The organism is Actinocatenispora thailandica (assembly GCF_016865425.1).
Classification (GTDB): domain Bacteria; phylum Actinomycetota; class Actinomycetes; order Mycobacteriales; family Micromonosporaceae; genus Actinocatenispora; species Actinocatenispora thailandica.
Map to the genome: position 1 here is coordinate 4,315,991 of NZ_AP023355.1, position 26,272 is coordinate 4,342,262.

23 protein-coding genes and 1 riboswitch are annotated in these 26,272 nt (G+C 72.5%); of the genes, 12 read left to right on the plus strand and 11 right to left on the minus strand.

The genetic code is table 11. The annotated features are described in order from the left end of the window. The first annotated feature begins 628 nt into the window (after positions 1 to 628). From Athai_RS19195 to Athai_RS19240, 10 genes are all read left to right on the plus strand, one after another. Entirely contained in the window at positions 629 to 1,498 is an 870-nt protein-coding gene (locus tag Athai_RS19195) for a PhzF family phenazine biosynthesis protein (protein WP_239157033.1), read from the plus strand. Between the two features lie 341 nt (positions 1,499 to 1,839). Further along, a riboswitch (cobalamin riboswitch) is annotated at positions 1,840 to 2,046 on the plus strand. A gap of 191 nt (positions 2,047 to 2,237) precedes the next feature. Beyond that, positions 2,238 to 4,550 carry a ribonucleoside-diphosphate reductase subunit alpha gene (locus Athai_RS19200; RefSeq protein ID WP_239157034.1) on the plus strand — a complete coding sequence of 771 codons (2,313 nt, stop codon included), beginning with the start codon at positions 2,238 to 2,240 and terminating at the stop codon, positions 4,548 to 4,550. Positions 4,551 to 4,621: 71 nt separating this feature from the next. Next, positions 4,622 to 5,599, plus strand: a complete 978-nt coding sequence (locus Athai_RS19205; RefSeq protein ID WP_239157433.1) for a ribonucleotide-diphosphate reductase subunit beta — start codon at positions 4,622 to 4,624, stop codon at positions 5,597 to 5,599. A gap of 100 nt (positions 5,600 to 5,699) precedes the next feature. Beyond that, the gene (locus Athai_RS19210) at positions 5,700 to 6,602 is read left to right on the plus strand and encodes a hypothetical protein (RefSeq protein ID WP_203962769.1); all 903 of its coding nucleotides are present in this window, start codon (positions 5,700 to 5,702) and stop codon (positions 6,600 to 6,602) included. A 196-nt stretch (positions 6,603 to 6,798) separates the two neighbouring features. After that, positions 6,799 to 7,764 (plus strand): metal ABC transporter solute-binding protein, Zn/Mn family, encoded by a 966-nt coding sequence (locus Athai_RS19215; protein ID WP_203962770.1) that lies wholly within the window; start codon positions 6,799 to 6,801, stop codon positions 7,762 to 7,764. Next, on the plus strand, positions 7,761 to 8,630 hold the full coding sequence (locus tag Athai_RS19220) for a metal ABC transporter ATP-binding protein (RefSeq protein ID WP_203962771.1): 870 nt from the start codon (positions 7,761 to 7,763) through the stop codon (positions 8,628 to 8,630). The genes Athai_RS19215 and Athai_RS19220 overlap by 4 nt, the downstream gene beginning before the upstream one ends. 1 nt (position 8,631) lies before the next feature. Beyond that, complete coding sequence (locus Athai_RS19225) at positions 8,632 to 9,516, plus strand: metal ABC transporter permease (protein WP_203962772.1); 885 nt, start codon at positions 8,632 to 8,634, stop codon at positions 9,514 to 9,516. Beyond that, positions 9,513 to 10,394 carry a metal ABC transporter permease gene (locus Athai_RS19230; RefSeq protein WP_203962773.1) on the plus strand — a complete coding sequence of 294 codons (882 nt, stop codon included), beginning with the start codon at positions 9,513 to 9,515 and terminating at the stop codon, positions 10,392 to 10,394. Before Athai_RS19225 ends, Athai_RS19230 begins: the two co-directional genes overlap by 4 nt. A gap of 72 nt (positions 10,395 to 10,466) precedes the next feature. Continuing rightward, on the plus strand, positions 10,467 to 10,808 hold the full coding sequence (locus Athai_RS19235; protein WP_239157035.1) for a PadR family transcriptional regulator: 342 nt from the start codon (positions 10,467 to 10,469) through the stop codon (positions 10,806 to 10,808). A 108-nt stretch (positions 10,809 to 10,916) separates the two neighbouring features. After that, the gene (locus tag Athai_RS19240; RefSeq protein ID WP_203962774.1) at positions 10,917 to 11,987 is read left to right on the plus strand and encodes a hypothetical protein; all 1,071 of its coding nucleotides are present in this window, start codon (positions 10,917 to 10,919) and stop codon (positions 11,985 to 11,987) included. A 159-nt stretch (positions 11,988 to 12,146) separates the two neighbouring features. Here the strand turns inward: Athai_RS19240 and Athai_RS19245 are convergent, their stop codons facing one another. The 5 genes from Athai_RS19245 to Athai_RS19265 form a co-directional block, all read right to left on the minus strand. Continuing rightward, complete coding sequence (locus Athai_RS19245) at positions 12,147 to 14,516, minus strand: alpha-N-acetylglucosaminidase (protein WP_203962775.1); 2,370 nt, start codon at positions 14,514 to 14,516, stop codon at positions 12,147 to 12,149. Positions 14,517 to 14,544: 28 nt separating this feature from the next. Then, entirely contained in the window at positions 14,545 to 15,864 is a 1,320-nt protein-coding gene (locus tag Athai_RS19250) for an ABC transporter substrate-binding protein (protein ID WP_203962776.1), read from the minus strand. A gap of 46 nt (positions 15,865 to 15,910) precedes the next feature. Beyond that, positions 15,911 to 16,747: a carbohydrate ABC transporter permease gene (locus tag Athai_RS19255; RefSeq protein WP_203962777.1), complete on the minus strand. Its 837-nt coding sequence runs from the start codon at positions 16,745 to 16,747 to the stop codon at positions 15,911 to 15,913. 10 nt (positions 16,748 to 16,757) lie between these two features. Beyond that, the gene (locus tag Athai_RS19260) at positions 16,758 to 17,708 is read right to left on the minus strand and encodes a carbohydrate ABC transporter permease (protein WP_203962778.1); all 951 of its coding nucleotides are present in this window, start codon (positions 17,706 to 17,708) and stop codon (positions 16,758 to 16,760) included. A 106-nt stretch (positions 17,709 to 17,814) separates the two neighbouring features. Further along, positions 17,815 to 19,620, minus strand: coding sequence for a DUF6528 family protein (locus tag Athai_RS19265; protein ID WP_203962779.1), 1,806 nt, complete (start codon positions 19,618 to 19,620; stop codon positions 17,815 to 17,817). A gap of 145 nt (positions 19,621 to 19,765) precedes the next feature. On the opposite strand from Athai_RS19265, the gene Athai_RS19270 reads away from it, so the two are divergent. Then, on the plus strand, positions 19,766 to 20,428 hold the full coding sequence (locus Athai_RS19270; RefSeq protein ID WP_203962780.1) for an HAD family hydrolase: 663 nt from the start codon (positions 19,766 to 19,768) through the stop codon (positions 20,426 to 20,428). A gap of 63 nt (positions 20,429 to 20,491) precedes the next feature. Continuing rightward, positions 20,492 to 21,112, plus strand: coding sequence for a 2-phospho-L-lactate guanylyltransferase (cofC, locus tag Athai_RS19275; protein ID WP_203962781.1), 621 nt, complete (start codon positions 20,492 to 20,494; stop codon positions 21,110 to 21,112). A gap of 2 nt (positions 21,113 to 21,114) precedes the next feature. On the opposite strand, the gene Athai_RS19280 is transcribed toward cofC, so the two are convergent. The 6 genes from Athai_RS19280 to Athai_RS34255 form a co-directional block, all read right to left on the minus strand. Continuing rightward, on the minus strand, positions 21,115 to 22,341 hold the full coding sequence (locus Athai_RS19280) for a glycoside hydrolase family 3 N-terminal domain-containing protein (protein ID WP_203962782.1): 1,227 nt from the start codon (positions 22,339 to 22,341) through the stop codon (positions 21,115 to 21,117). A gap of 215 nt (positions 22,342 to 22,556) precedes the next feature. Further along, positions 22,557 to 22,991: a CBS domain-containing protein gene (locus tag Athai_RS19285; protein WP_203962783.1), complete on the minus strand. Its 435-nt coding sequence runs from the start codon at positions 22,989 to 22,991 to the stop codon at positions 22,557 to 22,559. Positions 22,992 to 23,033: 42 nt separating this feature from the next. Then, positions 23,034 to 23,507, minus strand: coding sequence for a GreA/GreB family elongation factor (locus Athai_RS19290; protein ID WP_203962784.1), 474 nt, complete (start codon positions 23,505 to 23,507; stop codon positions 23,034 to 23,036). Positions 23,508 to 23,718: 211 nt separating this feature from the next. Beyond that, entirely contained in the window at positions 23,719 to 24,591 is an 873-nt protein-coding gene (locus Athai_RS19295; protein WP_203962785.1) for a sucrase ferredoxin, read from the minus strand. Between the two features lies 1 nt (position 24,592). After that, a complete protein-coding gene (locus tag Athai_RS19300) occupies positions 24,593 to 25,945 on the minus strand; it encodes a cupin domain-containing protein (RefSeq protein WP_203962786.1) in 1,353 nt (450 codons plus the stop codon). Next, positions 25,917 to 26,213: a hypothetical protein gene (locus tag Athai_RS34255; protein ID WP_239157036.1), complete on the minus strand. Its 297-nt coding sequence runs from the start codon at positions 26,211 to 26,213 to the stop codon at positions 25,917 to 25,919. The genes Athai_RS19300 and Athai_RS34255 overlap by 29 nt, the downstream gene beginning before the upstream one ends. Positions 26,214 to 26,272 lie beyond the last annotated feature (59 nt).

Sequence of the window (26,272 nt, forward strand, 5' to 3'; positions counted from 1 at the left end):
GCAACGCCACGCTGGTGTCGGGCGGGTCGGTCGTGCCACCGAAGCGAGTGTCGACGGCTGCGACCTACGACGAGCTTGCTCCGGCAGCTACAGGGCCTCTCACGCCTCATGCTTGGACCCGTCGGGGCAACTGTGCTCAGTGCCGACCCGTGGCGGGTTGACCCAGCGTCGATGATGGAAGCGGGGCCGAATCGATCTGCTCGTTGGACGTGCGTCCCCGGGTGGCGTTCGCGATGACGCGAGGTGTTTGTGTTGCGGTCGGCCGCAACCACGCCGCCGCTGACGGCAGCAGGTCAGCACCTCACGCCCGCGGTCCCGATCCCCTCCACGTTGCCGCACGGAGGCTGCGGCGACAGCGCGTGACGAATACCTCCATGTCTCCTGCACCGATGCATGGAGTGGTTCGAAAATCGAACTAAGATGCTCACATGCCAGGTAGCGGGTTGCCGCGGCGACGGCATCGCTCCCCCACCAGCCCGGCGCTCGGACGTCGGATGGCGCCAGGCATGCCGTACGAGTCGTGCACCTCGCCCGACGTTCCCCGCCGAGCCCCGGGCCCGGCCGGAGTGACGGCTCGACTCGACCAAGGGCACACACCGTGCAGCCGATGACGGGGAGTGCCCGGCGGGTGGCGATCGTCGACGCGTGCCTGCGCGACGGCCACGGCGGTAGTCCCACCGCGGTGTTGCTGGACGCGCCGATGACCGATGCCGAACGCCGACGGGTACCACAGCTGATGGGTTCCTCCCACGCGGTCTTCGTCTCGCCGCACGAGATGACCGGCGCAGCGGCCCACGCTTTGCGGTTCTTCACCGCGGAGGAGGAACTGCCGGCGTGCGGTCACGGCACGATCGCGGCGCTGGCCTTCCTCGCCCACCATGCTGCCAGCGGGGACTATCGAACGACGCTCCGTACGCCGGGGCACGTCCTCAGCGGCCGGGCCGTACGGACGGATGGATGGGTCACGGCGTCGTTCGATGCCGGTCCGGTCGAGCTGCGCGAGCCGACGAGGGCCGAGCGCGATCTCGTCCTCGCCGCCGTCGGCATCACGGCGGACGTGCTCGCGCCTGGCATCCGCGTGGCCGCCGTCGGACGACCACGGTTGCTGGTCCCCGTCACGACCCGGTCTGCCCTGGCCGCTCTGACCCCGGACCTGAACCGGCTCCACGCGGCCTGCGACAGGCTGGGTTTGCTGGGCTGCTACGTGTACTCCGCTCCGGGGCCCTCAGGTCGGGTGGCGGCGCGCATGTTCGCTCCGTCGATCGGTGTTCCCGAGGACATCGCCAACGCCAACAGCACTGCCTGCCTCGCGGTCCACCTGGCCGACCGGGGGTGCACGGAGATCGCCGTGGACATGGGCGACTCCCTGGGCAGTCGCGCCACGATCACGGCCGCCGCCGTGCAGGGTCCCTCGGGCCGTGGCGCTCACCTGGCGGGCGCTGCTCGCATCAGCCGAGTACTCCCGCTCCCCGGTGCCTTCCAACAGCTGGGCACCTGAGGGTCGTCGCGCGGAAAGACCACGAACGCGGGCGGCGAGCCGGATACCGGCCGGTTGGCCGGCCGGGACCGGGGTGTCGCACGTGCGGCGCCGCGGCTCCGCCGTGGCTGCTGCTGGACGGCGCCCGGGCACGATCCGGCCGTCCCCTCGGGCGGCGAACGGCGCCGCCGGCTCGGCGTCGTTGGAGCCGCCGGCTCGGCGTCGTTGGAGCCGCCGCGCGCGGGCGCATCGGCTGAGCAACATCTCCGGCTCGGTCGTCGGCGAGGGGGGGAGGTGCGGGTGTTCCGGCCGCGACACTCCGACACAGCATGTGGTGCATGACGTCGATAGGGCGGCCATATATAGTGGGTCGTGCAGCTGGTTCGGCTGTCGCATCCGCGGCGGCCGAGGCAAGAGGGAACCCGGTGTGAGTCCGGGACTGCCCCGCAGCGGTGAGTGGGAACGACCGCCGTCACACGGCACTGGACCGGATCGGTCTGGGAAGCGACGGCCAGTAGGACAGCACGACGCCCACGAGTCCGAAGACCTGCCAGCAGCGCCGCACGCGTCGCGTGCGGCGGTCGAAGGCCGCGCGGGACGGCCGACGCCCTCAGCCGGAACGGCGGCTCCGCCGCGGCCGACCGGCGGCGTCCTTCACCTGCGCACCGACGACCTTCGGGCGTGGGACGAGGGGGATGTGCCGGTGCTGCAAGAGCAGCAGACGTCGGATCGCGCGGCGTCGGAACAGCGACGACCCGTGATGCGGGTGCGCAAGCGGGACGGCGTCACCGAGCAGGTGGACGTCAACAAGATCGTCCGGGCGGTGGAACGCTGGGTGTCCGACCTCGACGAGGTCGATCCGCTGCGGGTGGCGACCAAGACCATCAGCGGGCTGTACGACGGGGCCACCACCGCCGAGTTGGACCGGTTGTCGATCCAGACCGCGGCCGAACTGATCGGTGCGGAGCCGCAGTACTCGCGGCTCGCGGCACGGCTGCTGGCGGCCTTCGTGGACAAGGAGGTCCGCGGGCAGGGGGTGGCGAGCTTCAGCCAGTCCATCCGGTACGCGCACGGGCTGGGTCTGATCGGCGACGGCACGGCCGGGTTCGTGGCGCGCAACGCGCGCAAGCTCGACGACGCGGTGGACCCGGACGGCGACCGGCGGTTCGAGTACTTCGGCCTGCGCACCGTCGCGGACCGGTACCTGTTGCGGCATCCGGACTCCCGGCTGGTGGTGGAGACGCCGCAGTACTGGCTGCTTCGGGTCGCGTGCGGGCTGTCGCAGAGCCCCGGCGAGGCGGTGGACTTCTACCGGCTGATGTCGAGCCTGGCGTACCTGCCGAGTTCACCGACGCTGTTCAACTCCGGGACCCGGCACACGCAGCTGTCGTCGTGTTTCCTGGTGGACTCGCCGCGCGACGAGCTGGACTCGATCTACGAGCGGTACCACCAGGTGGCCCGGCTGTCGAAGTTCTCCGGCGGCATCGGCATCTCGTGGTCGCGGGTGCGGGGCCGCGGTGCGCTGATCCGCGGTACGAACGGCAGGTCGAACGGGATCGTGCCGTTCCTGAAGACACTCGACGCCGGCGTCGCGGCGGTGAACCAGGGCGGCCGGCGCAAGGGTGCGGCGTGCGTCTACCTGGAGCCGTGGCACCCGGACGTCGAGGAGTTCCTCGAACTGCGGGACAACACCGGTGAGGACTCCCGCCGCACGCACAACCTGAACCTCGCCAACTGGATCCCCGACGAGTTCATGCGCCGGGTCGAGGCGGACGGCGACTGGTCGCTGGTCGACCCGTCGGACGCGCCCGAACTCCCCGACCTGTACGGCGAGGCGTTCGACGCGGCGTACCGGGCGGCGGAGAAGAAGGCGGTCCGCACGGTGCGGGCCCGGGACCTGTACGGCCGGATGATGCGCACCCTGGCGCAGACCGGCAACGGGTGGATGACGTTCAAGGACACCGCGAACCGGCTGGGCAACCAGACGGGCCTGCCCGGCAACACGATCCACCTGTCCAACCTGTGCACCGAGATCCTGGAGGTCAACAGCGACTCCGAGACCGCGGTGTGCAACCTCGGTTCGATCAACCTGGGTGCGCACGTCGGCGCCGACGGCGTGGACTGGCAGAAGTTGCGGGCGACGGTGCGGACCGCGGTGGTCTTCCTGGACCGGGTCATCGACCTCAACTACTACCCCGCCGAGCAGGCCGGGGCGTCGAACCCCCGGTGGCGTCCGGTCGGGCTCGGGTTGATGGGCCTGCAGGACGCGTTCTTCCTCCTGCGGCTGCCGTTCGACTCGCCGGAGGCGCGGGCCCTGTCGACCCGGGTACAGGAGGAGATCCTGCTGACGGCGCTGGAAACGTCGGCCGGGCTGGCCGAGCGTTTCGGCCCGCACCCCGCGTACGAGCAGACCCGGGCGGCGGGCGGCACCCTGCACCCCGATCTCTGGGACTGCGAACCCGCGCAGGCCGAACGGTGGTCCGCGGTGCGGGCGGCGATCGCCGCGCACGGCCTGCGCAACTCGCTGCTCGTGGCGATCGCGCCGACCGCCACGATCGCCTCCATCGCCGGCTGCTACGAGTGCATCGAACCGCAGGTCTCCAACCTGTTCAAGCGCGAGACGATGTCCGGGGAGTTCCTGCAGATCAACACCTACCTGGTGCGCGAGCTGAAGAGGCTGGGGCTGTGGACGGCGCCGATCCGGGAGCGGATCAGGCGCGCCGAGGGCTCGGTACAGTCGATCACCGAGCTGCCGGCGGAGCTGCGCGCGCTGTTTCGTACCGCGTGGGAGCTGCCGCAGCGGGCGCTGATCGACCTGGCGGCCGCCCGCGCCCCGTACGTGGACCAGTCGCAGTCGCTGAACCTGTTCCTGAGCGCCCCGACCATCGGCAAGCTGTCCTCGATGTACCTGCACGCCTGGAAGTCCGGGCTCAAGACCACCTACTACCTGCGTTCCCGACCCGCGACGCGGATCCAGCAGGCGACCGTCCCCGTCGCCCCCGCCGCGGCGCGCGACGCCGAGGCGTTGGCGTGTTCCCTGGAGAACCCCGAGAGCTGCGAGGCGTGCCAGTGACGACCAGCCCCGAGTCCCCCGCCGGCATCCGGACCGGCGCCGGTGAGCGGCACCTGCTGCTCGACCCCGGCATGGACCTGACCCTGCGGCCGATGCGCTACCCGCGGTTCTTCGACCGGTTCAAGGACGCGATCAAGAACACCTGGAGCGTCGAGGAGGTCGACCTGCACTCCGACCTCGCCGACCTGGCCAAGCTCTCGCCGGCCGAGCAGCACCTGGTGTCGCGGCTGGTGGCGTTCTTCGCCACCGGCGACACGATCGTGGCGAACAACCTGGTGCTCAACCTGTACCAGCACGTGAACTCGCCGGAGGGACGGCTGTACCTGTCCCGGCAGCTGTTCGAGGAGGCCGTGCACGTCCAGTTCTACCTGAACCTGCTGGACACCTACGTACCCGACGAGAAGGAGCGGTTCGAGGCGTTCGCCGCGGTGGAGAACATCCCGTCGATCGCCCGCAAGGCCGAGTTCTGCTTCCGGTGGATCGACTCGGTCTTCGAGCTGCGGGAGCTGCGGACCCGCGACGACCGGCGCGCGTTCCTGCTCAACCTGATCTGCTTCGCCGCCTGCATCGAGGGCCTGTTCTTCTACGGCGCCTTCGCCTACGTGTACTTCCTGCGCTCCCGCGGCCTGCTGCACGGCCTGGCGTCGGGCACCAACTGGGTGTTCCGCGACGAGTCGATGCACATGGCGTTCGCCTTCGACGTGGTCGACACGGTACGGGCCGAGGAGCCCGACCTGTTCGACGCGGAGATGGAACAGCAGGTCAAGGACATGCTCGCGGAAGCCGTGGAGTGCGAGGTCCAGTTCGCCGCCGATCTGCTCGACCAGGGCGTGTCGGGGATGTCGCTGGCCCAGATGCGCGAGTACCTCCAGCACGTCGCGGACCGGCGGCTGGCCATGCTCGGCATCGAGCCGATGTACGGCAGCGGCAACCCGTTCGCGTTCATGGAACTGCAGGACGTTCAGGAACTGTCGAACTTCTTCGAGCGGCGGGTGTCGGCCTACCAGGTCGGCGTCACCGGGTCGGTCAGCTTCGACGACGACTTCTGACAACCCACGTCGCCGCTGTCCTGGGCTGTTGCTCGGGGCAGCGGCGGCGGTAGGACGTTGCGGGTCGCCTCGGCGGCCGGTCGGCTCGTATCGTTTCTGCGTGGTGGACAACCGGGACGCGCCCTCCGCCGAGAAGCGGGGATCCGATCGCCAGTCGACGCCGCGCCGAGAGGTCTCCGGTCCGCTTCGGGCCCTGCTCTTCGTCATCGTGTGGCAGCGGAACGGCCTCACCCGGCCGCCCTATCTGCTGATGTTCCTGTTCGCGTTGCCCATGTGGCCCGAACCCGACTACCTGCGCGACATCGGGGTGTCCGACACCCACCTTCGCCGGATCTGGTCCGCTGCCGGGCGCCAGGCGCTGGCGGTGGGAATGCTGGCCGGCACCGCCCTCTGCATCTACCTCACGGTCGCGATCGCCGTCGGTCCACCGGTCGGGACCAACAGGGGGTCGTTGGCGGGCGCCTTCGTGGTGACCGTCGCTGTCGCGATCACGACGGGTTGGCTGGCCTGGCCGAGCGGCACGCCACGCATCCGGTTGCTGGTCGCGGCCGCTCGGTGCGCACGGCTGCTGCTCATGCTCGACGACCGGGAGCCGGCAACCTCGTACTACCCGCGGTCGTTCCTGGCCCGGTTGGATGACCCGGCATACCGACGCCGACGGGTCGCTGGCGTCGCCTGGGCGTTGACGCGCGACACCGCGAAGCTGACCGGGCAACCGGTGAGCGCCGGCTCCAGCCTCGGCGAATTGCTGTTGTGGTTCGCAGACAACCCGCGTGACCCGCGTCGCCGGCCCACGGTCAGCGCCTACCTCGTCGAGCTGATCGCGGCGCTGTGCGCGGGGGCGGCGCTGCCGGAGTTCCACTTCGCTCCGGCCGCCCGGTTCCGTACCCGATCGCCGCGCGAGCCGCTGCTGCGTCAGCTTCGCAGCATCGTCAGCGGGACCCTGATCACCGGCGTGATCCTCGCGTTCGTCACGGCCGTGCTCACGTTCCTGCTGAACTAGACCCGGTCGTCACGCCCAGGCCGGCGTCACCGCGACGGCGAGGGATCCCCCGTGGGTGCCTGGCCGCCAGGGCTCGCCACGGCCGGTACCGGAGGGCGGGGCCGATGCAGTCATCGCCATATCGGCATGCGTCCATTTGTTATTGAAAATCATTGTCATTAGCATCCGGAGCACCCCTCGTCACGAAGGAGCTTCGGTGAACCACCAGTCACGATCCCGCCGCAGTCGTCGACCGAACCGCGCCCGGACGCTGCTGCTGGCGCTGGCCGGCGTCGCCGCCGCGGCCCTCGCCGCCGGCTGCACCACCAGCGCCACCCCCGCCGGGTCGGCCGCGGCCAGCGGCACCCGCGTCCGGGTCGTCGCGGCGGAGAACTTCTGGGGCAGCCTCGCCGGCCAGCTCGGCGGCGACCGCGTCACGGTCCGGAACATCATCGACAGCCCCAGCGCCGACCCGCACGACTACGAGCCCACGGCGGCCGACGCCCGGGCGATGGCCGGCGCCCAGCTGGCCATCGTCAACGGCATCGGGTACGACGCGTGGGCCGGCAAGCTGGTGTCCGCCAACCCGAGCGAGCGCCGCACCGTCCTGACCGTCGGGGACGTGGTGGGCGTCCAGCCGGGCGGCAACCCGCACCGGTGGTACTCGCCGGGCGACGTGCGAGCCGTCGTCGACCGCATCACCGCCGACTACCAGCAGATCGACCCGACGCACGCGGGCTTCTACACCCGCCAGCACGACAAGGTCGTCGACACCAACCTCAAGCAGTACTTCGCTCTGGTGGGCCAGATCAAGGCGGCCTACGGCGGTACGCCGGTCGGTGCGTCGGAGTCGATCTTCACGCCGCTGGCCGAAGCGACCGGGCTGGATCTCCGGACACCCGCGTCGTTCCTCAACGCGATCAGCGAGGGCAGCGATCCGACGGCCGCGGACAAGCAGACCATCGACCGGCAGATCAGCGGCAGGCAGATCAAGGTGTACGTGTACAACGCGCAGAACGCCACCCCGGACGTGCGGGCGCAGGTGCGGGCGGCGAAGGCGAACGGCATCCCGGTCGCCACCGTGACCGAGACGCTCACCCCGGCGGGCGCCTCGTTCCAGCAGTGGCAGGTGGCGCAGCTCAGGTCGCTGCTCTCGGCGCTGCACCAGGGGACCGGCAAGTGACCGCCGGCCCGCTGGCCGGCCCCGGCGAGGCGCCCGGGCAGTTGGCCGCGCCGTCCGGAACGGTGATCGAGGTGCGTGCCGGCGCCGTCGAGGTGGGCGGGCGCCGGGTCTGGCAGGACGTCGACGTCGAGGTGGCGGCCGGCGAGTTCGTCGCCGTCCTGGGCCCGAACGGGGTCGGCAAGTCCACCCTGTTGAAGGCGATACTCGGCCTGCAACCGCTGGCGGCCGGCCGGATAGCGGTCCTGGGCGCGGCGCCGGCCCGAGCCCGCCGCTCGATCGGATACCTGCCGCAGCGGCGCAGCTTCGACGCGAGTACCCGGATCCGCGGCGTGGACCTGATCCGGCTCGGTATCGACGGGCCGCGTTGGGGCCTGCCCCTGCCGGGCCGCCGCGGCCGGCAACGACGCCAGCGCGTCGACGAGCTGGTCGAGCTGGTCGGCGCCGGCCGGTACGCGCACCGGCCGCTCGGTTCGCTGTCCGGCGGCGAGCAGCAGCGGATCCTCATCGCGCAGGCGCTGGCGCACCGGCCGCCGGTACTACTGCTCGACGAGCCGCTGGACAGCCTGGATCTGCCCAACCAGGCGGCCGTCGCGGCGCTGCTCGACCGGATCTGCCGCGATCGGGGAGTCGCGGTGGTGATGGTGGCGCACGACGTCAACCCGATCCTGCGCCACCTGGACCGGGTGGTGTACCTGGGTCCCGGCGGATCGGTGACCGGCGCACCGGAGCAGGTCCTGAGCAGTGCCTCGCTCACCGCGCTGTACGGCACGCCGGTCGAGGTGCTGCGCACCTCCGACGGCCGGATGGTGGTGGTCGGCCAGCCCGACTCCCGCACCGCGCACCAGCACCGGCTGGTGGGAGGCTGACATGGACGACGTGCACTTCTCGATCAACCTGGTCGCCGACGTGCTGCAGATGTGGTCCCAGCCGTTCATGGTCAACGCGTTCCGGGCCGGCACGATCGTGGCCGTGCTCAGCGCACTGATCGGCTGGTTCGTCGTGCTGCGCCGGCAGACGTTCGTCGGGCACACCCTGTCCGCCGTCGGGTTCCCCGGTGCCGCCGGCGCCACCTGGCTCGGCCTCGGCGCGCTGACCGGGTACTTCGCGTTCTGCCTGGTCGCCGCCGCGGTCATCGCCGCGCTCGGTGGCCGCGGTGCCGGCCGGCACGGCCACGAGTCGGCGCTGGTCGGTACGCTCCAGGGCTTCCTGCTGGCGTGCGGGTTCGTGTTCGTCGCGCTCTACCGGGGATTCCTCACCGGGACCAACGCGCTGCTGTTCGGCAGCTTCCTGGGTGTCACCGGCGGCCAGGTCGCCGTGCTCGCCGCGCTCGCGGTACCGGTGCTGGCGTCGCTCGCCGCGGCCGGCCGGCCGTTGCTGTTCGCCTCCACCGACGCCGAGACCGCCCGGGTCGCCGGCGTCCCGGTCCGCGCGCTCGATCTCGGCTTCCTGCTGCTGTTGGGTGCCACCGTCGCCGCGATCAGCTCCATCACCGGCGCCCTGCTGGTGTTCGCGCTGCTGGTACTGCCGGCCGCCACCGCACACCGCATCACCGCCCGCCCCGCCCGCAGCCTCGCACTGTCGGTGCTGTTCGGGCTCGTCGCGGTCTGGACCTCGCTGACCGCCGCGTACTTCTCGCCATATCCGCTGGGTTTCTGGCTGACCAGCATCGCGTTCGCCGGCTTCGTCGCGGCCGGCGGCATCCGCGCCGGGCACGACCGCCGGCACCGCGCCGTTCGGCGGTTCGCCTGGTGACCGCGATCGTGACCATGTTCTCGCACGGCTACCTGCGGGAGGCGTTCCTCGCCGGTACGTTCGTCGCTCTCGCCGCCGGCCTCGTCGGCTACCTGCTGGTACTGCGGGCGCAGGTGTTCACCGCCGACGCGCTCAGCCACGTCTCGTTCACCGGCGCGTTCGCCGCCCTCGTGCTCGGCCTGGATCTGCGGGTCGGGCTGTTCGCCACGACGATCCTGGTCGCGCTGAGCATGGCCGCCGCGGGCCGGCGCGCGAAGCCGGACGACGTGGTGATCGGCGGCGCGTTCGCCTGGCTGCTCGGGCTGGGCGTGCTGCTGCTCTCGCTCTACACCACCAGCCGCAGCGCGGCCGGCGGCGCGGCGTCGGTGACCGTACTGTTCGGTTCGGTGTTCGGTCTCAGCCACAGCCGGGCGCTCCTGGCCGCCGCGATCGGTCTCGGCGTCTGCCTGGCCATGGCGGCCATCGCCCGACCGCTGATCTTCGCCAGCCTGGACGAGACGGTGGCCGCCGTTCGCGGGGTACCGGTACGGCTCCTCGGGTTCGGCTTCCTCGCGCTGACCGGCGTCGCCGCCGCCGAAGCCACCCAGGTCGTCGGATCGCTGCTGATCCTGGGGTTGGTCGCCGCACCGGCCGGGGCGGCGGCCCAGCTGGTCGGCAACCCGTACCGGGCGATGCCGCTGTCCGGTGCGCTCGCCGTGCTGTCGGTGTGGGCCGGGTTGACCGTCGCCTACCTGGTGCCGGTGCTGCCGCCCAGCTTCGCCGTGCTCGCCGTCGCCAGCGCGCTGCTGCTCGCCGCCACGGCGCACCGGCGGCTGCGTCGGCGCCGGTCACCGCGGGTGCCGGGCGGGCTCCGGCAGCCTGCCCCGGCGCGTTCCTGAACGCCGCCGTAACCCGCCGGGCGGCTGGTCAGGCGGCTTGATCATAGTACGATCAACTGTATATTGGCCGGCATGGCAAGCATGCGCCGACCGAGCTTTCTGATCCTGTCCGCGCTCGCCCCACGCCCGCTGCACGGGTACGCGGTGATCCAGGAGGTGTCCCGGCTGTCCGAGGACCGGGTGCGCCTCGCCGCCGGCACCCTCTACGCGGCGCTGGACCGGCTCGGCGGCGAGGGCCTGGTCGAGGTCGACCGGGAGGAGACGGTCGACGGCCGGCTCCGCCGCTACTACCGGCTCACCGAACACGGCGCCGCAGCACTCGCCGCCGAGGCGACCCGGATGCGCCGGGACGCCGCGCGGGCCACCCGCCGGCTGCGCGAGGCCGGTCCCGCCGGAATCGCCCACCCGGCCTGACGCACGCCGCCGCACCGACCGTCCGCGCCGCCGGGTCCACCGGCCGCACGCCGGGACCCACCGTCCGCGCCGCGCGGCCACCGGCCACCCATCGCCGAAGGGATCCCGATGACCGACGAGAACCCCGCCGACACCCTCGCCCGCCGGTACCGCCGCTGGCTGCTCGCCTATCCCCGGGTGTACCGGCGCGAGCGCGGCGCGGAGATCCTCGGCACGCTGCTGGACGCCGCCGAACCCGGTCGCACCCGACCGTCCGGCCGGGAGGCGATGCGGCTGCTCCGGTACGGGCTCGGCCGGCGGATGGCCGACGCCGGGATACGGGGGTCCGTCGTCGCCACCGTGGCCGCGGTGCTCGGCGGGCTGTGCGGCATCGCGCTGGGTTCCTGGATCTCCTGGCAGCAGGTCGACCCGATGGCGCCGGACAAGGCGACCGCGACCCGGCTGGCGCGTACCGTGCTTCCGGTTCCATCGCACGACGACGGGTATTTCGGGCGGCACACCTTCTGGAACCCGTACAGCGAGCACACCCTGCACGGTGGCACCGGCGTACGGGTCGGCAGCGCCGACTTCACCGGCGCCGTACCCCCGCACGCCGACTACCGTGCTCTCGCCCACGCCGTCGCCCAGCGGATGCGCTCGCACGGCTGGCGAAACGTGCGGGTGCAGGTCGACCGGCCCGAACCGAACGCATCGCCGCCCGGTACGGCCACGGTGTCCGGCACCCGGGACGGGTACCTCGCCGCGGTGTCGGTCTGGGCCAGCGACGAGGCCGACCCCACCCAGTTGCGGGTCGGGATCCGCTGGGACGAACCGGCCAGCCAGATCCCGGCCACGATCGCCGGTGGGGTGGTCGGCGCGTTGTTCGGCGCCCTGTTCGGCCTGTTCACCGCGACGCGGATCCGGCGGTGCAGCCGCGCGCGGCGCCGCAGCTACGTGGCACTGTGCGTGGCCACCTTGCTGCTGCTCGCCCCGGCATGTCTGGCGAACCTCCCGACCGCGACCGGCTCGCTGGCGGCCGACACCCAGCACGACGGGCCGGGGCCGGCGGTCTTCTGGGGCGGGTTCGTCGTCTTCGGCGCCGAACCACTCGCCATCCTGTCCGTCGTACCGGCCCTCGCGATCCTCATCACCTGCGGCTGGCCCCGCGTCGCCGCCACCCGGACCCGCAGCAGGGTCTGAGCCGGGCAGGCAGCAATGCGCCCCGCAGGTCGCGGAGCGGCGGTGCCGCCGGGATGGGCACGCGGCCGGGTGAGCAGGGCCGCGCCAGGCGATCGGCCGGTACCCACCTCGCCACGGCCGCGTTCCGAACCGGCGCGTGCCGTGAGGTCCCTGCGACCGTCACCCGTTCCGTCCAGCTACCGGCGCCGGGACGGCGCTGGCCCGGGCCACCGCGGTGGTGCGGGCGGACGGATCGAGGTACACGGCAACCTCGACGGCTCCGATCGACGCACCGCGCAGGTTCCAGGTCAACTCGTGCTCGTCGCCGGGTGAGAGGACTTGGCCGAGGTCGAGCAGCGGGTCGGCGCGCGGCCGGATCAACCGGGCGCGGTCCAGCCGGACGGCGGCGTTTCCCTCGTTGGTCAGCACTGCACGGATCACCGTAGCGTCGGGCGTGGACTCGACGGTCAGGACTACGGTGACCGGCGGCGGGTCCGCCGGTGGCAGCGAACGCTCGATCGACTCCGCGACCGCGATCGTGTCGCCGCGAGGAGTGGCGGGCGCCTGCGCCAGTTCCCGCGCCCAGCTGCGTTCCTGCTCGAACCAGTCGGTCGTCTCGTGGCCCGCACGCAGGTCGGCGAAGAACCGGCGCCAGCGTTTGGCGTAGTAGCCGGACATCAGACCGGCCGCGTGCCGGGCGGCGTAGTCGTGCAACTCGTCGCGTACCAGGGTGTCGCCCCAGGTCGTCACGAGCGTGATGATGTCGTCGACGCCAGCAGGACCGGCGATCGCGCGGGCCCGGGCCAGCCAGCTACCGAGCAGGAACTCGGCTCGGGTGCCGAGGATCTCCTCGCACTGCCCGATCATCCGGAGAAACCACGACGAGAGCTGGTCGACGGCGGCGGCGTCACCGGCGTCGACGGCCACGCGGAGTTGCGGCAGCAGCCAGCGACTGCGATTCGACAGGACCTGGACGGTCGCGTCGACGAGGTCGTGTCGGTACGGGTCGGCCCCGCCGGCCTGCGGCGCGGCCCGGACCAGTGCTCGCCACCCAGCCTCGAACTGCGCGACGTCGTACGGCACGATCCGGGGACGCCATTCGATCGCGCGTTCCGCTTCGAGCGCGGGGCGGGCGACGAACAGCGAGTCGGGGCCGGCGTTGGTACCGTCGATGTCGTCGCCGATGTACTGGCCGTACGCGGTGCGTGCGAAGGCGTGCCAGGCGGCCAGCGCCGGACCGCCGTCGGTGCCGTAGCGACGTCGCACGTAGCCGGCGATCCACTCGTCCAGGTCGATCTCGGCGTCGTGCCAGATCACGTCGGCGAGCAGGTCGTCGACCACCGGGTTGCTCTCCAGGCTCTCCGCCGCCTGGACGGTGCCGCACAACCGCCCGGTGCCCGGCAGGGCCGGCAGCTGGCAGATCTCCGGCAACTTGCCGAACATGTACTGGCGGCCGCCCCAGGTCGAGATCGTGCCGAACACCCAGGGAGCGCCGTCGAAGGCCCGCCGGGATCGCCATCGTGGGGTGTCGTCCGCGTTGATGTCCAGCACCAGAAGGTGCGACGGCTCGACCCCGGCGAGCAGTTCCCGGGTGGGGTTGCTCCCCCAGGCCTGCACCACCCAGGTCGCATCCGGATGCGCGTCGAGCAGCGCGCCCTGCAGGTTCGCGGCGGCGGCGGAGACGTCCATCTCCCCCGCGGTACCGCCCTCGTGCAGCAGGTCCATCGAGTACGCGGTCGTGGCGCCGAACCGCTCGGCCTGCAACCGGTACCACCGCGCCGCGATGTCGCGGAAGCCGGGCGACGTCGGGTCGATCCAGGTGGGCCGGTCGAACCCGAGCCAGGTCCCCTGCGGTACCGCGGTCACGTCGTCGCGGGTGTCCACCAGCTGCTGTGGCACGAAACCCGCGAACCCTGGCAGTACCGGCGTGATCCCGAGCTGCCGCAACCGGTCCAGGATGCGGCCGCCCAGCGCGGCACGGCGATCGAGCAGCTCGGCGGGTTGCCCGCCGGCGTAGCCGTACATGTTGCCCATCCACTGCCAGGGCAGGTGGGCGGGCATGCTCAACCACCCGCGGGCGGCCTCGTCGGACAGGCCGAGTTCGACCAGCAGGTCCCGGTAGACGATCTCCTGCCCGGTGAGCACCAGCAGATGCGTGGTGCCCGACCAGGCGAGGAAGTCGATCTCGCGTTCCCACTCCGGCCAGTCCCAGTACGACGCGGAGTACCCGGAGACGGTGTGGTTGTGCGCGAAGCGATGCGTGTGCCGGGTGCGCCGGTGCACCGGCGCACCCGGCGCGGGCAGCACCACCGGTAGCCGGTCACCGTGCCGGCTCAGGTGCCCGTGCGCGTGATGCGAGACGTACCAGCGGACACCGGCCAGCAGGTCCGGCACCCGGGACGCGGTGACCCGGATCGCGCCACCGGCGTCCTCGATCCGGAACTCGCTGCCGGGTGCGGGGTCGACGAGCAGCTCGAACCGGCTGGCGTGGTCCGGCCCGAGGAGTCGCTGGAGTGCCGCTCGGGCGGCCTCGGAGGTCGTGGTGGTCACGGCTGAGCCCTTCGGTGCGAGACGGTGGCTACCTGAGCGCGGCGGTGGCGCCCGCCTCGGCCCTCTGCAGCGCTTCGGCCGGTGACTCCTTCTGCAGCAACGCCTTCTCCAGTTCGACGGACAGCGCGTCGGAGATCCCGGCGTACGCCTCGATCGACGGCCGGCTCTTGGCGTAGCTCAGCTCGTCGGCGAACACCTTCATGCGCGGGTTCCGGTCGAGGTACTTCTTCCAGGTCGGGTCGTCGGCTGTCCTGGTGTTGGTGGGCAGGAAGCCGTTCGCGCTCCCCCACTTCGCCTGCGTCTTCGGCGTCAGCCAGTACTCCAGGAACGCCCAGGCGCCAGCCTCCTGCGCCGCCGTGCCCTTCATGATGTACGAGTTGTTCGTGCCCAGGTTCATGGCCGGCTTGTCCAGCGGCGGCAGCGGCGCGACCCCGACGTTGTCCTTGCCGAGCGCTTCGTCGAGTACGCCGAGGTTGTAGGCGCCGTTGATGGCCATCGCGACCCGCTTCGAGGTCATCGCGGCGGTGTTCCCGTTGTCGCTCGGTGTCTGCAGGCTCGTCGGGTACGCGGTGCCGTTCTTGACCATCTCGGTCCACGCGGTCAGCGCCCGTACCCCGGCCGGGCTGTTGAACTCGACCTTGGTGTTGTCGGCGTTCATGAACTCGCCGCCGGCGCTCCACAGCATGGACTGCCAGTAGAACGGCGCGGTCCCGCCGGTGCCGATGGGCAGGTACATCCCGTACTGCCTGGTGCCGTGGGTCAGTTTGGCGGCGTCGCGCTCCAGCTCGGCCCAGGTGGCCGGCGGCTTGGTGATCCCGGCAGCCTTGAACATCTTCTTGTTGTAGATCAGGGCGTAGTCGCCGCCCTGCGTCGGCAGCGAGTAGACCTTCCCGTCGAAGGTACCGGTGTCTGCCATGCCCTTCGTGAAGTCGCTCTTCTTGAGCGTGGCGGCTGCGCTGTCCAGGTAGCGGTCGAGCGGCACGACCGAGCCGGTGGCGATGACCTGGCCGAGCTCCTGCGGTGCGCCGTCGTCGAGTACCAGGTTGGGGCCCTGCTTGTTCTTGACCGCGTTGATCAGCTTCGCGTGCGCCTCGGTACTGGCCGGCTGCACCTCCAGCTCGACCTTGTACTTGTGCTGCGAGGAGTTGAACTGGTCGATCAGCTGCCGCTTGAGCGGCTCGGTGCTGCCGGTACTGCCGGCCCACACGGTGATGGTGGTCCGGCCGGCGGAGTCGCCGTCGTTGCCGGTCACCGAGCCGCCGCAGGCGGTCATCGCGAGGATGGCGACGATCGCGGTGGCACCGGCGATCCCGGTGCGGGCGCGCCGGGTACGGAGGGGTCGGGTCATGTCTGCTCCTGGAAGGTCGACGGGGATCTGTCGCGGGAGGGCAGCGTCACCGGAGTCCGCCGGACATGGCGGAGACGAGCTGCCGTTGGAAGACGAGGAAGACGATCATGACCGGGATGATCGCGAGGGTGGAGCCGGCCATCAGCAGGCCGAAGTCGGTGGTGTTGTTCTCGCCCTGCAACTGAGCGAGACCGACCTGCACGGTGTAGTACCTCGACTTGGTGGTGACGAGGAACTGGAAGAAGAAGTTGTTCCAGTTGTAGACGAACGACAGGATGGCGAACGATCCGATCATCGGCCGGGCCATCGGTGCCATCACCGACCACAGCCGGCGCCAGACACCGGCACCGTCGATCCGGCTGGCGTCCTCGATCTCGGTCGGGAACGACAGGAAGAACTGCCGGAACAGGAAAGCGCCGAGGATCGACGGAACGTTGGGGATGATCAGACCCTGGTAGCTGTTCAACCAGCCGAGTTGGGACAGCAGGGTGACCAGCGGCGTGAAGACCACCTCGAACGGCACCATCAGGGCGGCGAGCAGCACGACGAAGATCACCGTACGGCCGCGGAACCGCATCCTGGCGAACGCGTAGCCGGCGGCCAGGCTGGTCACGATCTGACCGAACGTCGCGAGCACGGTGACGATCGTGCTGTTGAGGTAGTAGAGGCCGAACGGCGCCACCGTGAAGATGCGCCGGTAGCTGTCGAACCGCCACGCGTGCGGCAGGAACGTCGGCGGGAAGGACAGCGCCTCGCTGGACGACTTGAAGCTGGTCAGCAGCATCCAGAGGAACGGCCCGAAGAAGATCACGACGCCGACGAGCAGGATGGCGTGCCGCGCCGCGTGCGGCGCGAGGCGGCGGAGCCGCAGCGGTCGACTCATCTGCGCCGCCTCAGCCCAGCTCGGCGGTGTTGCGCCGGGCGAGGACACGCAGTTGCAGGACCGAGACCACGATCCCGCACAGCAGCAGGAGGACCGCGGCGGCGCTGGCCGAACCGCCGCGGAAGTACACGAAGCCCTGCTCGTACACGTAGTACAGCAGGGTCTGTGTGGAGTGCAGCGGGCCGCCGCCGGTCAGCACGTACACCTGGGTGAACACCTGCAGGGAGGAGATGACCCCGGTGATCGCGAGGAAGCCGGTGGTCGGGGCCACGAGCGGGAACGAGATCGAGAAGAACCGCCGGACCGGGCCGGCGCCGTCGAGACGTGCCGCCTCGTGGTAGCTCGGCGGGATGTTCGCCAGCGCCGCGGAGTAGATGATCATCGAGTACCCGACGCCCTGCCAGATGGAGAAGACGATGACCGAGACCAGCGCCCACGGCTGGGTGGTGAGAAAGCCGATCGGGGCCACTCCGACGGCGCTCAACGCGTAGTTGACGACTCCGCCGAGCGGTGACAGCAGGTAGCTGAAGACCAGCGCGGTGCCGACCGTGGGTGCGATGTGCGGGACGAAGATCAGCGCCCGGTAGACCGCCCGGCCGCGGAACGGGGTGGCCAGCAGCGCGGCGAAGAACAGCCCCACGGCCAGGGTGCACGGCACCACCACGGCGACGTAGATCGCGGTGTTGGCCGAGGCTCGCAGGAACTCCGGGTCGCGCACGAGATGCGTGTAGTTCGACAGCCCGACGAGCGCGTCGGAGCGGCCGGTGGCCGGGTTCCAGTTGGTGAAGCTGTAGTACACGGTCTGCGCGAGCGGGTACAGGTAAAACAGCACGAGCAGGACCGTGGTCGGTGCGATGAGCAGGTAGCCCGCGCTACCTTCGCGCCGCTGCGAGACCGTCATCGGTGCGGCGGCCCGCCGTCCCATCCGCCGGCTGGCGGGGAGAACTGCTTCCTCGGACATGGCACCTTCCTACCGCTGGTCCGAAATTATTTCAATGTGGAGCATGATCGCGTGCAATGTTTCCCTCGGCGTTGTCCGGCCGTTCAGCGAACGGCCCCGCCACCGGTCAGTTGCTGTCGGTGGCGAACCAGCGAGCGCGGTAGATCCGCGCGCCGGGCAGCGTCTTCGACACCCGACGCTCACCGCCGACGAACAGGTCGACCTGGTCGGTACACCAGTCGCACTCGTCGTCGGGCTTCGGCGTGGTCTGCAGCACGGCACCCGACCTCCGGTCGGTGCCGATGCTCTTGACGTCGGTTCGGTCCAGCACCGGTCCCCGGGGCGCCCCGGGGACGAACTCACCCGCGAGGGCGTCGAACTGGTACACCCCGTGGATGGTGGTCACCCACATGCGCCGCGGATCGTCGGCGACCGGCTGCAGGTCGTGCCCACCCTCGGTCGGCAGCTCGTACCCGTCCCGGCGGCGCAGCGCCGGAGCGTCGGCCGAACCGCTTACCTCGTACCGCACGAGCAGGTCATCGCCCAGCGCCCACAACCCACCGGCGCCGGGATGCCACAACACCTCGTGTGCACCGGGCAGCAGGTCCTCGACGTGGTCGTCCGAGCCGGGCCGGGTGGTGTACACCCGGACCCAGCCGCCGGTGCTCGCGGCAGCCGCCACGTTGCCGGCCGGCAGCAGCTCCACCCCGTGCGGGTTCGCCGCCGCGCCAGCGTGCACCGACCAGAGCGGGGCGCCACCCTGCGGGTAGCGCACCTTGGCCAGCAGCCCGTACGAGTCCGCGACGAGCAGGTACCGCTGGCCCGACGCGTCGCGGCGCAGCCGGGCGTCGGTCGGCCACCGCCACGAGCCGGCGGCGGCATCCGCGTCCGGCCGCCACGACCACCGGACGGCCGAGTCCGCCGCCCAGTCCGCCTCCGGGTCCAGCACCAGGATCCGTCCGCTCGCCTGCTCGGTGACCACCACCGGGGTCGCCGTCACGGCGCGACGCGCCCCACCGGGTCGCGGCGCGCGGTGCTCGGCCGTCCTGGTCTGGTACGGCGCGGTAGCCGCACCGGCGAGGTCCAGCAGCCGGGTCGCCTGACTCGCGCGGCGCTGCGACACCCGCACGTAGAGAGCGTCGGTGACGAACAGCTGAGCGTGCCGCCCCGCCGTGCCGCGGTATCGCGCGGTCGCGCTCCGTGCCGTGGTCACCAGGGTCAGGTCGGCCTCGGCGACCAACGGCGCCTGCGCACTGCTGGTGATCCCGGCGGTGAACGCGCCACGCTCGCGAGCCACCGACAGCAGGTCGAGAGCATGCTGCGCGGTTCCCGAGTGGCTGATCGCGATGGCCACGTCGCCAGCGCCGAGCGTCACCGCGTGGGCGGTCGCGGTCGTCACGTCGGGCGAGGTGAGAGTCACCACGCCGATGCCGACCAGCTGGTCGGCCAGGTACCGGGCGATCTGCGCACTGCCGCCGAAGGCGAAGATCTGCACCTGGCGGGCCTCGTCGACGGCGACGGCGAGCCTGCTCAACGCCTCGGTGTCCAGCAGCGTGGCGGTGCGTCGGATCGCGTTGACGCTGGACGCGGCGATCAGCTTGACGGTGTCCCGGGCGCTCGCGGACGGTTCGATCTCACCGGTCGGGTCGGCGTCCAGATCGGCCGCCGCTTGCCCCAGCTCGGTGGCGAGCGCCAGCCGCAGCGAGGTGTACCCGTCGAGGCCGATCACGCGGCAGAACCGGGTCACGGTACCGACCGAGGTACCCGCCGTCTGCGCGAGTTCGACGATCCCGATGTTCGCGGTCAGTTCAGGATTGCGCGAGATCGCGTCGGCGACCCGGACGAGGCCGGCCGAGAACGTCGGTCGTGCCGCCGCGATCCGCTCCAGCACGGTCGGTGTCTCGGCTCCCGGCGTCGAGCCATCCTGCGTCATGCGGCTGATCGTTGCATGGCCCGGCGACCGTCGTCAATAGTTTCAATCTGAGCTAGTCTACTGGCACATTTTTCAATCAGATCGGAACCCAACCCATGAATCGCCACCACCCCCAGCGCCGGCCCGCCACCGCACGGCCCTGCTCGTGGACGTCGGCGGGGTGCTGCTGCTCCCGAACGCCGCGCTGTTGACGCCGGTCGTCGCCCGCCACGGCGGCGTCGACACCCCCGAGGGGTTCATCCGAGCGCACTTCGCGGCGCACAACGCGGCGTTCCCCAGCCGTGGCCAGCCGCGCGGCGACTACTACGACCTGCTCCCCCGGTACGCCGGGGTGCCGGAGGGCCGGTGGCTCGCGTGCGCCGCCGACTACCTGGAGATCTCCCGCAGCCGCAACATGTGGCACGCCCCGGATCCGGCGTCGAAGCAGGCCCTCGCCGAGATCACCGGCGCCGGCGTGCCCGTCGCCGTCGTGTCGCAGGCCGACGGCCGGATCGCGCAGATGCTCCGCGACGCGCGGATGTGCCAGGAGGGCGACGGCCCCGGGGTGCCCGTCGACGCCGTGCTCGACAGCGCCATCGTCGGCTTCGACAAGCCGGACCCGAGGCTGTTTCGTGCCGCGCTGGATCGGGTCCGCGTGGACGCCGCCCACGCCGTACACGTCGGGGACACGGTGCCGGCCGACGTGCGGGGCGCGCAGGCGGCCGGCATCAGGGCGGTCCACTACGATCCGTACGACGACTGCGACGCCCCGGGCGACCACGAGCACCTGCGCCGGCTGCACGAGGCGCGCGCACTCGTCGCGCCGTAGCGCGCCCCGGCCGCGGCGAGATCCAGGCAGCCTGCACAACCGAACCCGCGAGGTCGTCGATCGATGAGCCCTACCAGGCGTGGCGTGGATCTGGTCGTCCCGATCAAGCGGCTGGGCGCGGCGAAGACCCGGCTGCGTGGCGTGGTGGCCGATGACGACCACGCCCGGCTGGTACTCGCGCTGCTGCTGGACACGGTGACCGCCGCCGCGCGGGCCGACGGGGTCGGTCGGATCCTGGTCGTCTGTGAGGACAAGCGGGTCCCCGACGCGCTTTCCGGTACCGGGGTGGAGTGCGTCGACGAGCGCGGCCTGCCCGGGCTCAACGCGGCGCTGGCGTTCGGCGCCGACCGGCTGCGCACCCCGAACGGTACGGTCGGCGCGCTGCAGGCGGACCTGCCGGCACTGCGCCCCGCCGAGCTGGCCGCCGCGATCGCCGAGGCGGCCGGGCGCCGGGCGTTCTGCGCCGACCGGCCGGGCACCGGTACCACGCTGCTGCTGGCCGCGCCCGGGCAGCCGCTGGAACCCCGGTTCGGGGTCGGTTCGGCCGCGGCGCACGCGGCCACCGGCGCGGTACCCGTCGGCGCCGGCCTGCCGTCACTGCGCTGCGACGTGGACACCAGCGAGGATCTCGCCGTGGCGGCCGGGCTCGGACTAGGCCCGGCCACCCGCCGGTTCGGGGCCTGAGATCAGTGCAGGCGCCGGCGTAGCCCGATGACGCGCCGCAGCGCCTGGTCGGCGTGCCCGCGGTCGAGCCGCCGGTCGGCGATCGCGGCATGCAGCGCGTCCACCGCGTCCTGGCCCTGGCTGACGTCCCGGGCGGAACAGAGCACGATGTCCATGCCGGCCGCGGCGGCGCGCACCGCGCGCTCCCCGGTACCGCCGAACTCGTCCAGCGCGCCCGCCTCGATCGCGTCGGTGATGGTCACGCCGCGGAACTTCAGCCGGTGCCGGAGCTCGCCCTGCACGATCCGCGCGGACAGGCCGGCAGGCAGCTGCGGATCCAGCGCCGGGTAGGTGGCCCAGGAGGTCATGACCATGTCCACCCGGGCACCGATGGCGTACCGGAAGGGCAGCTCGTCGATGCCGCGCAGGTCCGACCGGGACACGTCGAGCGTGACCGGGCCGAGGTCGGTGTTCTCGTCCCGGGTCGCGGCGCCGAGGCCGGGGAAGTGCTTGGCGGTGGTGACGACGCCGAGCCGCTGCTGGGCGACGACCGACGCGGCACCGCAGGCACCGCAGACGGCCGGATCCATGCTGTACGAGCGGCCGAACCGGTCGTCGAAGTTCCCGGCCTCGCGGTAGACGTCCAGCACCGGGGCGAGGTTGCAGTTGATCCCGGCGTCGAGCAGGTTCTGCGCCGCGCCGGTGCCCGCGGACGTCGCGGTGGCCACCGGATCCGCCGAGGCGCCGATCTGCTTCTCCGAGATCCCCGGCGCACCGGGCAGCCGCTGCACGATGCCGCCCTCCTGGTCGGTCATGATCAGCATCGGGTACCGGATGCCGCTGTCCGCCTGCGCCTGGGCCAGCGCGCTGGTCACGCCCTGGATCTGGCTGCGGTCGTTGCGGTCGATGTTCTCGCCGAAGAAGATGACGCCGCCGACCAGCCCGGCCCGGATCGCGTCGAACAGCGCCTGCGGCGGGGTCAGCCCCGGGTACGACCAGATGACCCGCTGGCCGGCCTGCTGCCGGGGTGACAGGTGGTGCGGGCCGGAGCGCGAGGCGCCGGCCTGGTCGGCGGCGGATGCGCGGGTCGCGCCGAGCAACCCGGCGCCGGCGACCAGGGCGGCGCCGCCGGCCAGCGCGCCGCGCCGGCTCACCGCCCGGCTGCCGATGCCGCTGCTCCCCCGCCGGTCGCTACCGGGCAGCGCGCCCTGGTCGGGCGCCGTGTCGCCCGAGCCGCCACCGATCGCCATGCCGTCCTCCTCGCGTCGTGCCGGATCACTCGGAGCGGGCCGCGGCCGCGGCGTGCTGCCGGCCGGATCTGCGCTGGCCCGGTTCGGTTCGTGCTCACCCTGGCATCGGCCGATCCGGCCGTCAATACTCCGAACAGACCGCGATTCCCGGACATCGGGCGGCATGCCCGGCTTGCCCGCGCCGGGCAGCGGTACCAGGAATCCGGGTGCGGCGCTCAGCCGCGACCGGGCGGCGTGCGGCCGGCCCCGGCGCGGGCTCGGACGTCGTCGTCCGAGCAGAAGCCGCTGCGATCGCGCTTGAGGCACAGCAACCCGAGCAGCCGGCCCGCGCCGTCCACGACCGCGAGCCGGCGGCGCCGTTGCCGCGCGAGAACGGCGGCCGCCCGCTGCACCGTGTCGTCGGGGCCGACGGTGCGGCCGGCGAGCGTACCGAGCGCGCGGGCCGGCGTGGCATCGGGCACCGCGGTCAGATCGGCGCGTTCGATCGCGGTGACCAGTCGTCCATCCGCCCCGACGATCAGGGCGAGGTGCACGTGGTCGTCGGTGAAGTACCGGCGAAGCTGCGCCACGCTGGTGGTGCTGCCGTGTGTGGTGGGCGCGGTGAGCATCGCCTGCGCCACCCGCTGCGTGGTAGCCACGTCGGCGGCCATCCGGGCACCTCCCTGTCGCCGCATCGCCGGCCGTCGCCGCGGTCAACCGGCCGCCGAGTCGCCGCCCACCGACAGCACCACCGCGGTCTGCGCCCCGGCCGGCGCGTCGTAGCGGACCGTGTCACCGGCGCGGTGGCCGGCGAGGGCACGGCCCAGCGGGCTGTCCGCGGTGACGAGGCCGGGATCGGACTGGTCGTCGATCAGGGCGACCTCCACCGTGGCGACCGAGCCGTCGGCGAACCGCACGGTGGCGGTGCTCCCCACCCCGATCACCTCCACCGACGGCCCGCCGGTGTCCGCGGTACGCAGCCGGTCGGTGAGCAGCGCGATGCGTTCCTCGATCGGTCCGAGGTTCATCGCCCGGCGTTCCCGGTCGGCGTGGTCGACGGCATCGCCGTCGCCCTCCGGATCCTGCAGGGTGGCGGCCAGCTCCGCCCGCTGGGTGTGCAGGTCGGCCAGCTCGCGCTGGACGGCCTGGCGTTCGCGGTCGCCGATCGGTTCGGACTGGTCACTCATCGCTCTCCCCGCACAGCTCGATCGCCGCGCCGGCCGGCGGCACCGCGGCGCGGCCGGCGGCGCCGTCTGCGTCGAGCCTAGTGCGCGTTCGGCCCCGAACGTCCAACTCCGGTACCAGGGACCAATCCAGCCCGACGAGCCGGCGGGCGGACCGGTACCGGTCGGCCCGGAGCTGCCCGGCACGCCGTCACCGGGCCGCCGGCCGGGCGGTTCAGCCGGACCGCAGGTCGAGCAGATCGAACTGCCGCAGCCAACCGTCGGACGTCGCGGCGCAGGTCAGTGGCCGGCCGGCCGGGAGGTGCCGCTCGCGCAGCGACACCGTGCAGTCCGGATCGGCGAGCGCCACCCGCCAGCCCGCCGCACCGACCCGGTGGACCGCGACCACCCGCAGCGCGGCCACACCGGTGGCGCCGGTCGCGATCCGGGCGTGGTACTGGGCGGCCTGCGCCGCGGGCGGCAGCGAGCTGCGGCCGCGCAGCCAGCGCGGATCGATCGTGCCGGCCCGGTAGGCCCGGACGATCCGCACCGCCTCGGTGGTGGGCACGCCGCCGAGGGTGAAGCCGTGCGGCAGCAGCACCAGTACCGGGGCGAAGCGGCAGCCGCCGACGTGGCTGCACTCCCAGGTACCGGCGGGATCGTCGGCGGCGAGCGTCGCCGCCAGGGCCCGGCCGCGTACCGCGCAGCACGGGTCGTGCCGGCCGTGCGCGCAGACCAGCTGGAGCGGCCCGGCGACGCCGTCGCCAGCGGCACCCAGCGCCGCGACCAGCCCCGGCCCGGTCTCGAACGTACCGGTACGGATCGCCTCGTGGCCCTGCCGCGAGTCCACCCGGAACCAGCGGCGGACCCGCGCCGACCGGCCCCGCCGGCCGGGTCGGCGGATCAGCCCCAGCCGCGCGCCGTGCGCGCCGGCCCACTGCGACAGCGCGGCGACGGTGGTCGGGCCCAGGCCGGACGTTGCCAGCGCGTCGCGGCCCCACGGGCCGGGATGCTCGATCAGCAGCCAGCCCTCCGCCGGTGGCGCGGTACCTTCCCGCGGGTCGCCCGCCGCCTCGGCGAGGAACGAGCAGCGCGGCCAGGCACGCACGTCACGGCCCGGTCGACGGGACCAGTACGCCCTCCCGCAGCAGCCGCCGCACCAGCACCAGCTGGTCGGCCACAGGCAGCTCCGGCAGCTCACCGACCTGTGCGGTACCGCCGGCGAGCAGGCAGCGCAGCGCCGCGGTCGTCGTGGCCGGCAGCCGGATCCGCCGATCCGCCAGCTCCAGCACGACGTGGTCGTCGCGTTCGACGAGCCGGTGCGGCAGCCCGGCGCGTCGGCGTACCGTGTCGCCGGGTGACAGGTTCGCGGCGAACCGGGCCGCGGCGACCGGCCGCACCGGCTCCGGCCGGCCACCCGACCAGACCCGGGACCGCAGCCGGCGGGCCACCGTCTCGTCGGCCGCCTGCGGTACCGCCCTCGCCAGCGCGGCGCGGACCGCGGCCAGCTGCGGGGCGAGCTGCGCCGGGTCGGTCGGGTCGATGCCCAGCGGCAGCGAGCGGCGCAGCTCCGGTTCCGCCGCGAGGCTTGCGACCAGCGCCTCCAGCACCGCGAACCGGGTGAGTACGGGCACGCCGACGGTCAGGTGCGCGGACACGTCGCCGAGCGCGGTCGCGGCGTGCAGCCAGCCGCGGGGCAGGTACATCGCATCGCCGGGGCCGAGCACGGTGTCGAGTTCCGGTGGCTCGCGCTCGGCCCGGTCGGCCACCGCCGCCGCATGGTCGGTCCAGGGCTGGTCGCGCAGCGGGTCGGGATGCACCGGCGGGTGCACCCGCCAGTGCTTGCCACCGGCGAGTTGCAGGACGAACACGTCGTGCACGTCGTAGTGCGCGGCGAACCCCTGCGCGGACGGCGGTGTCACGTAGGCGTTGACCTGCACCGGATGTCCGAGTTCGGCGGCGAGCGCGGTGCCGAACTCGACGATCGGCGGCCAGTTGCGGTGCAGCGCCTGAAGCACCACGGTGCAGCCGTCGGCGAACAGCGCGGCGACCCGGTCGTCGCGTACCTGGTCGGCGATCTCCGCGCCGACCCCGCCGGGGCCGGTGAACGACGCCGAGTCGAGCACCGCACCGTCCCGCGCCAGCCGCAGGAACGGGGTGCGCAGCCCGCGGTACGACAGCAGTTCGTCGACGCCGTCGAGATCGAGCAGGTCGCGGAAGGCGTCCGGGTCCGCGCCGCGGACCAGCAGCGGCCGACGCGACCAGTACGAGCGGGCGAACCCGTCGACGTCGGCGCCGACCAGTCGGGCCAGCGGCCCGGCCGGCCGGGTCGGACCGGGCGGCCCGGTCGGACTGGCCGGGTCGGTCGGACCGGCCGGCCCGGTCGGACGGTCCACGGTGGGCCGCCCGACACTGCCGATCGAGGCGGCCGGATCAGCCGGCACCGGAGTCGGCCCCACCATCGGCACCACCGTCGTGCATGCCCGGGGTACCGCCGGCACCGGAGTCCGCCGGGCCTTCGGCCCCCGAATCGGCACCGCCGTCCGCACCACCGTCGTGCATGCCCGGGGTACCGCCGGCACCGGAGTCCGCCGGGCCTTCGGCCCCCGAATCGGCACCGCCGTCCGCACCACCGTCGTGCACCCCCGGCCTACCGCCCGCACCCGAATCCGCCGGGCCTTCGGCGCCGCCGCCTGCCGTGGTGGTCATGTCATTGTCGTCGAGCGTCACTGGAAACCCCTCCCCCGTACCGGCGTCGCCGCCGTACGCCGGGCGGCGCCGCCACCGTG

Coding starts and splice junctions, on each gene's coding strand:
- Athai_RS19265 (WP_203962779.1), bottom strand. CDS start 19,620: ATGACGCAGGATGGCTCGACGCCGGGAGCCGAGACACCGACCGTGCTG.
- Athai_RS19250 (WP_203962776.1), bottom strand. CDS start 15,864: ATGACCCGACCCCTCCGTACCCGGCGCGCCCGCACCGGGATCGCCGGT.
- Athai_RS19200 (WP_239157034.1), top strand. CDS start 2,238: ATGCGGGTGCGCAAGCGGGACGGCGTCACCGAGCAGGTGGACGTCAAC.
- Athai_RS19290 (WP_203962784.1), bottom strand. CDS start 23,507: ATGAGTGACCAGTCCGAACCGATCGGCGACCGCGAACGCCAGGCCGTC.
- Athai_RS19205 (WP_239157433.1), top strand. CDS start 4,622: ATGGACCTGACCCTGCGGCCGATGCGCTACCCGCGGTTCTTCGACCGG.
- Athai_RS19260 (WP_203962778.1), bottom strand. CDS start 17,708: ATGTCCGAGGAAGCAGTTCTCCCCGCCAGCCGGCGGATGGGACGGCGG.
- Athai_RS19225 (WP_203962772.1), top strand. CDS start 8,632: ATGGACGACGTGCACTTCTCGATCAACCTGGTCGCCGACGTGCTGCAG.
- Athai_RS19285 (WP_203962783.1), bottom strand. CDS start 22,991: ATGGCCGCCGACGTGGCTACCACGCAGCGGGTGGCGCAGGCGATGCTC.
- Athai_RS19280 (WP_203962782.1), bottom strand. CDS start 22,341: ATGGCGATCGGTGGCGGCTCGGGCGACACGGCGCCCGACCAGGGCGCG.
- Athai_RS19235 (WP_239157035.1), top strand. CDS start 10,467: ATGGCAAGCATGCGCCGACCGAGCTTTCTGATCCTGTCCGCGCTCGCC.
- Athai_RS19255 (WP_203962777.1), bottom strand. CDS start 16,747: ATGAGTCGACCGCTGCGGCTCCGCCGCCTCGCGCCGCACGCGGCGCGG.
- cofC (WP_203962781.1), top strand. CDS start 20,492: ATGAGCCCTACCAGGCGTGGCGTGGATCTGGTCGTCCCGATCAAGCGG.
- Athai_RS19300 (WP_203962786.1), bottom strand. CDS start 25,945: ATGGTGGGGCCGACTCCGGTGCCGGCTGATCCGGCCGCCTCGATCGGC.
- Athai_RS19240 (WP_203962774.1), top strand. CDS start 10,917: ATGACCGACGAGAACCCCGCCGACACCCTCGCCCGCCGGTACCGCCGC.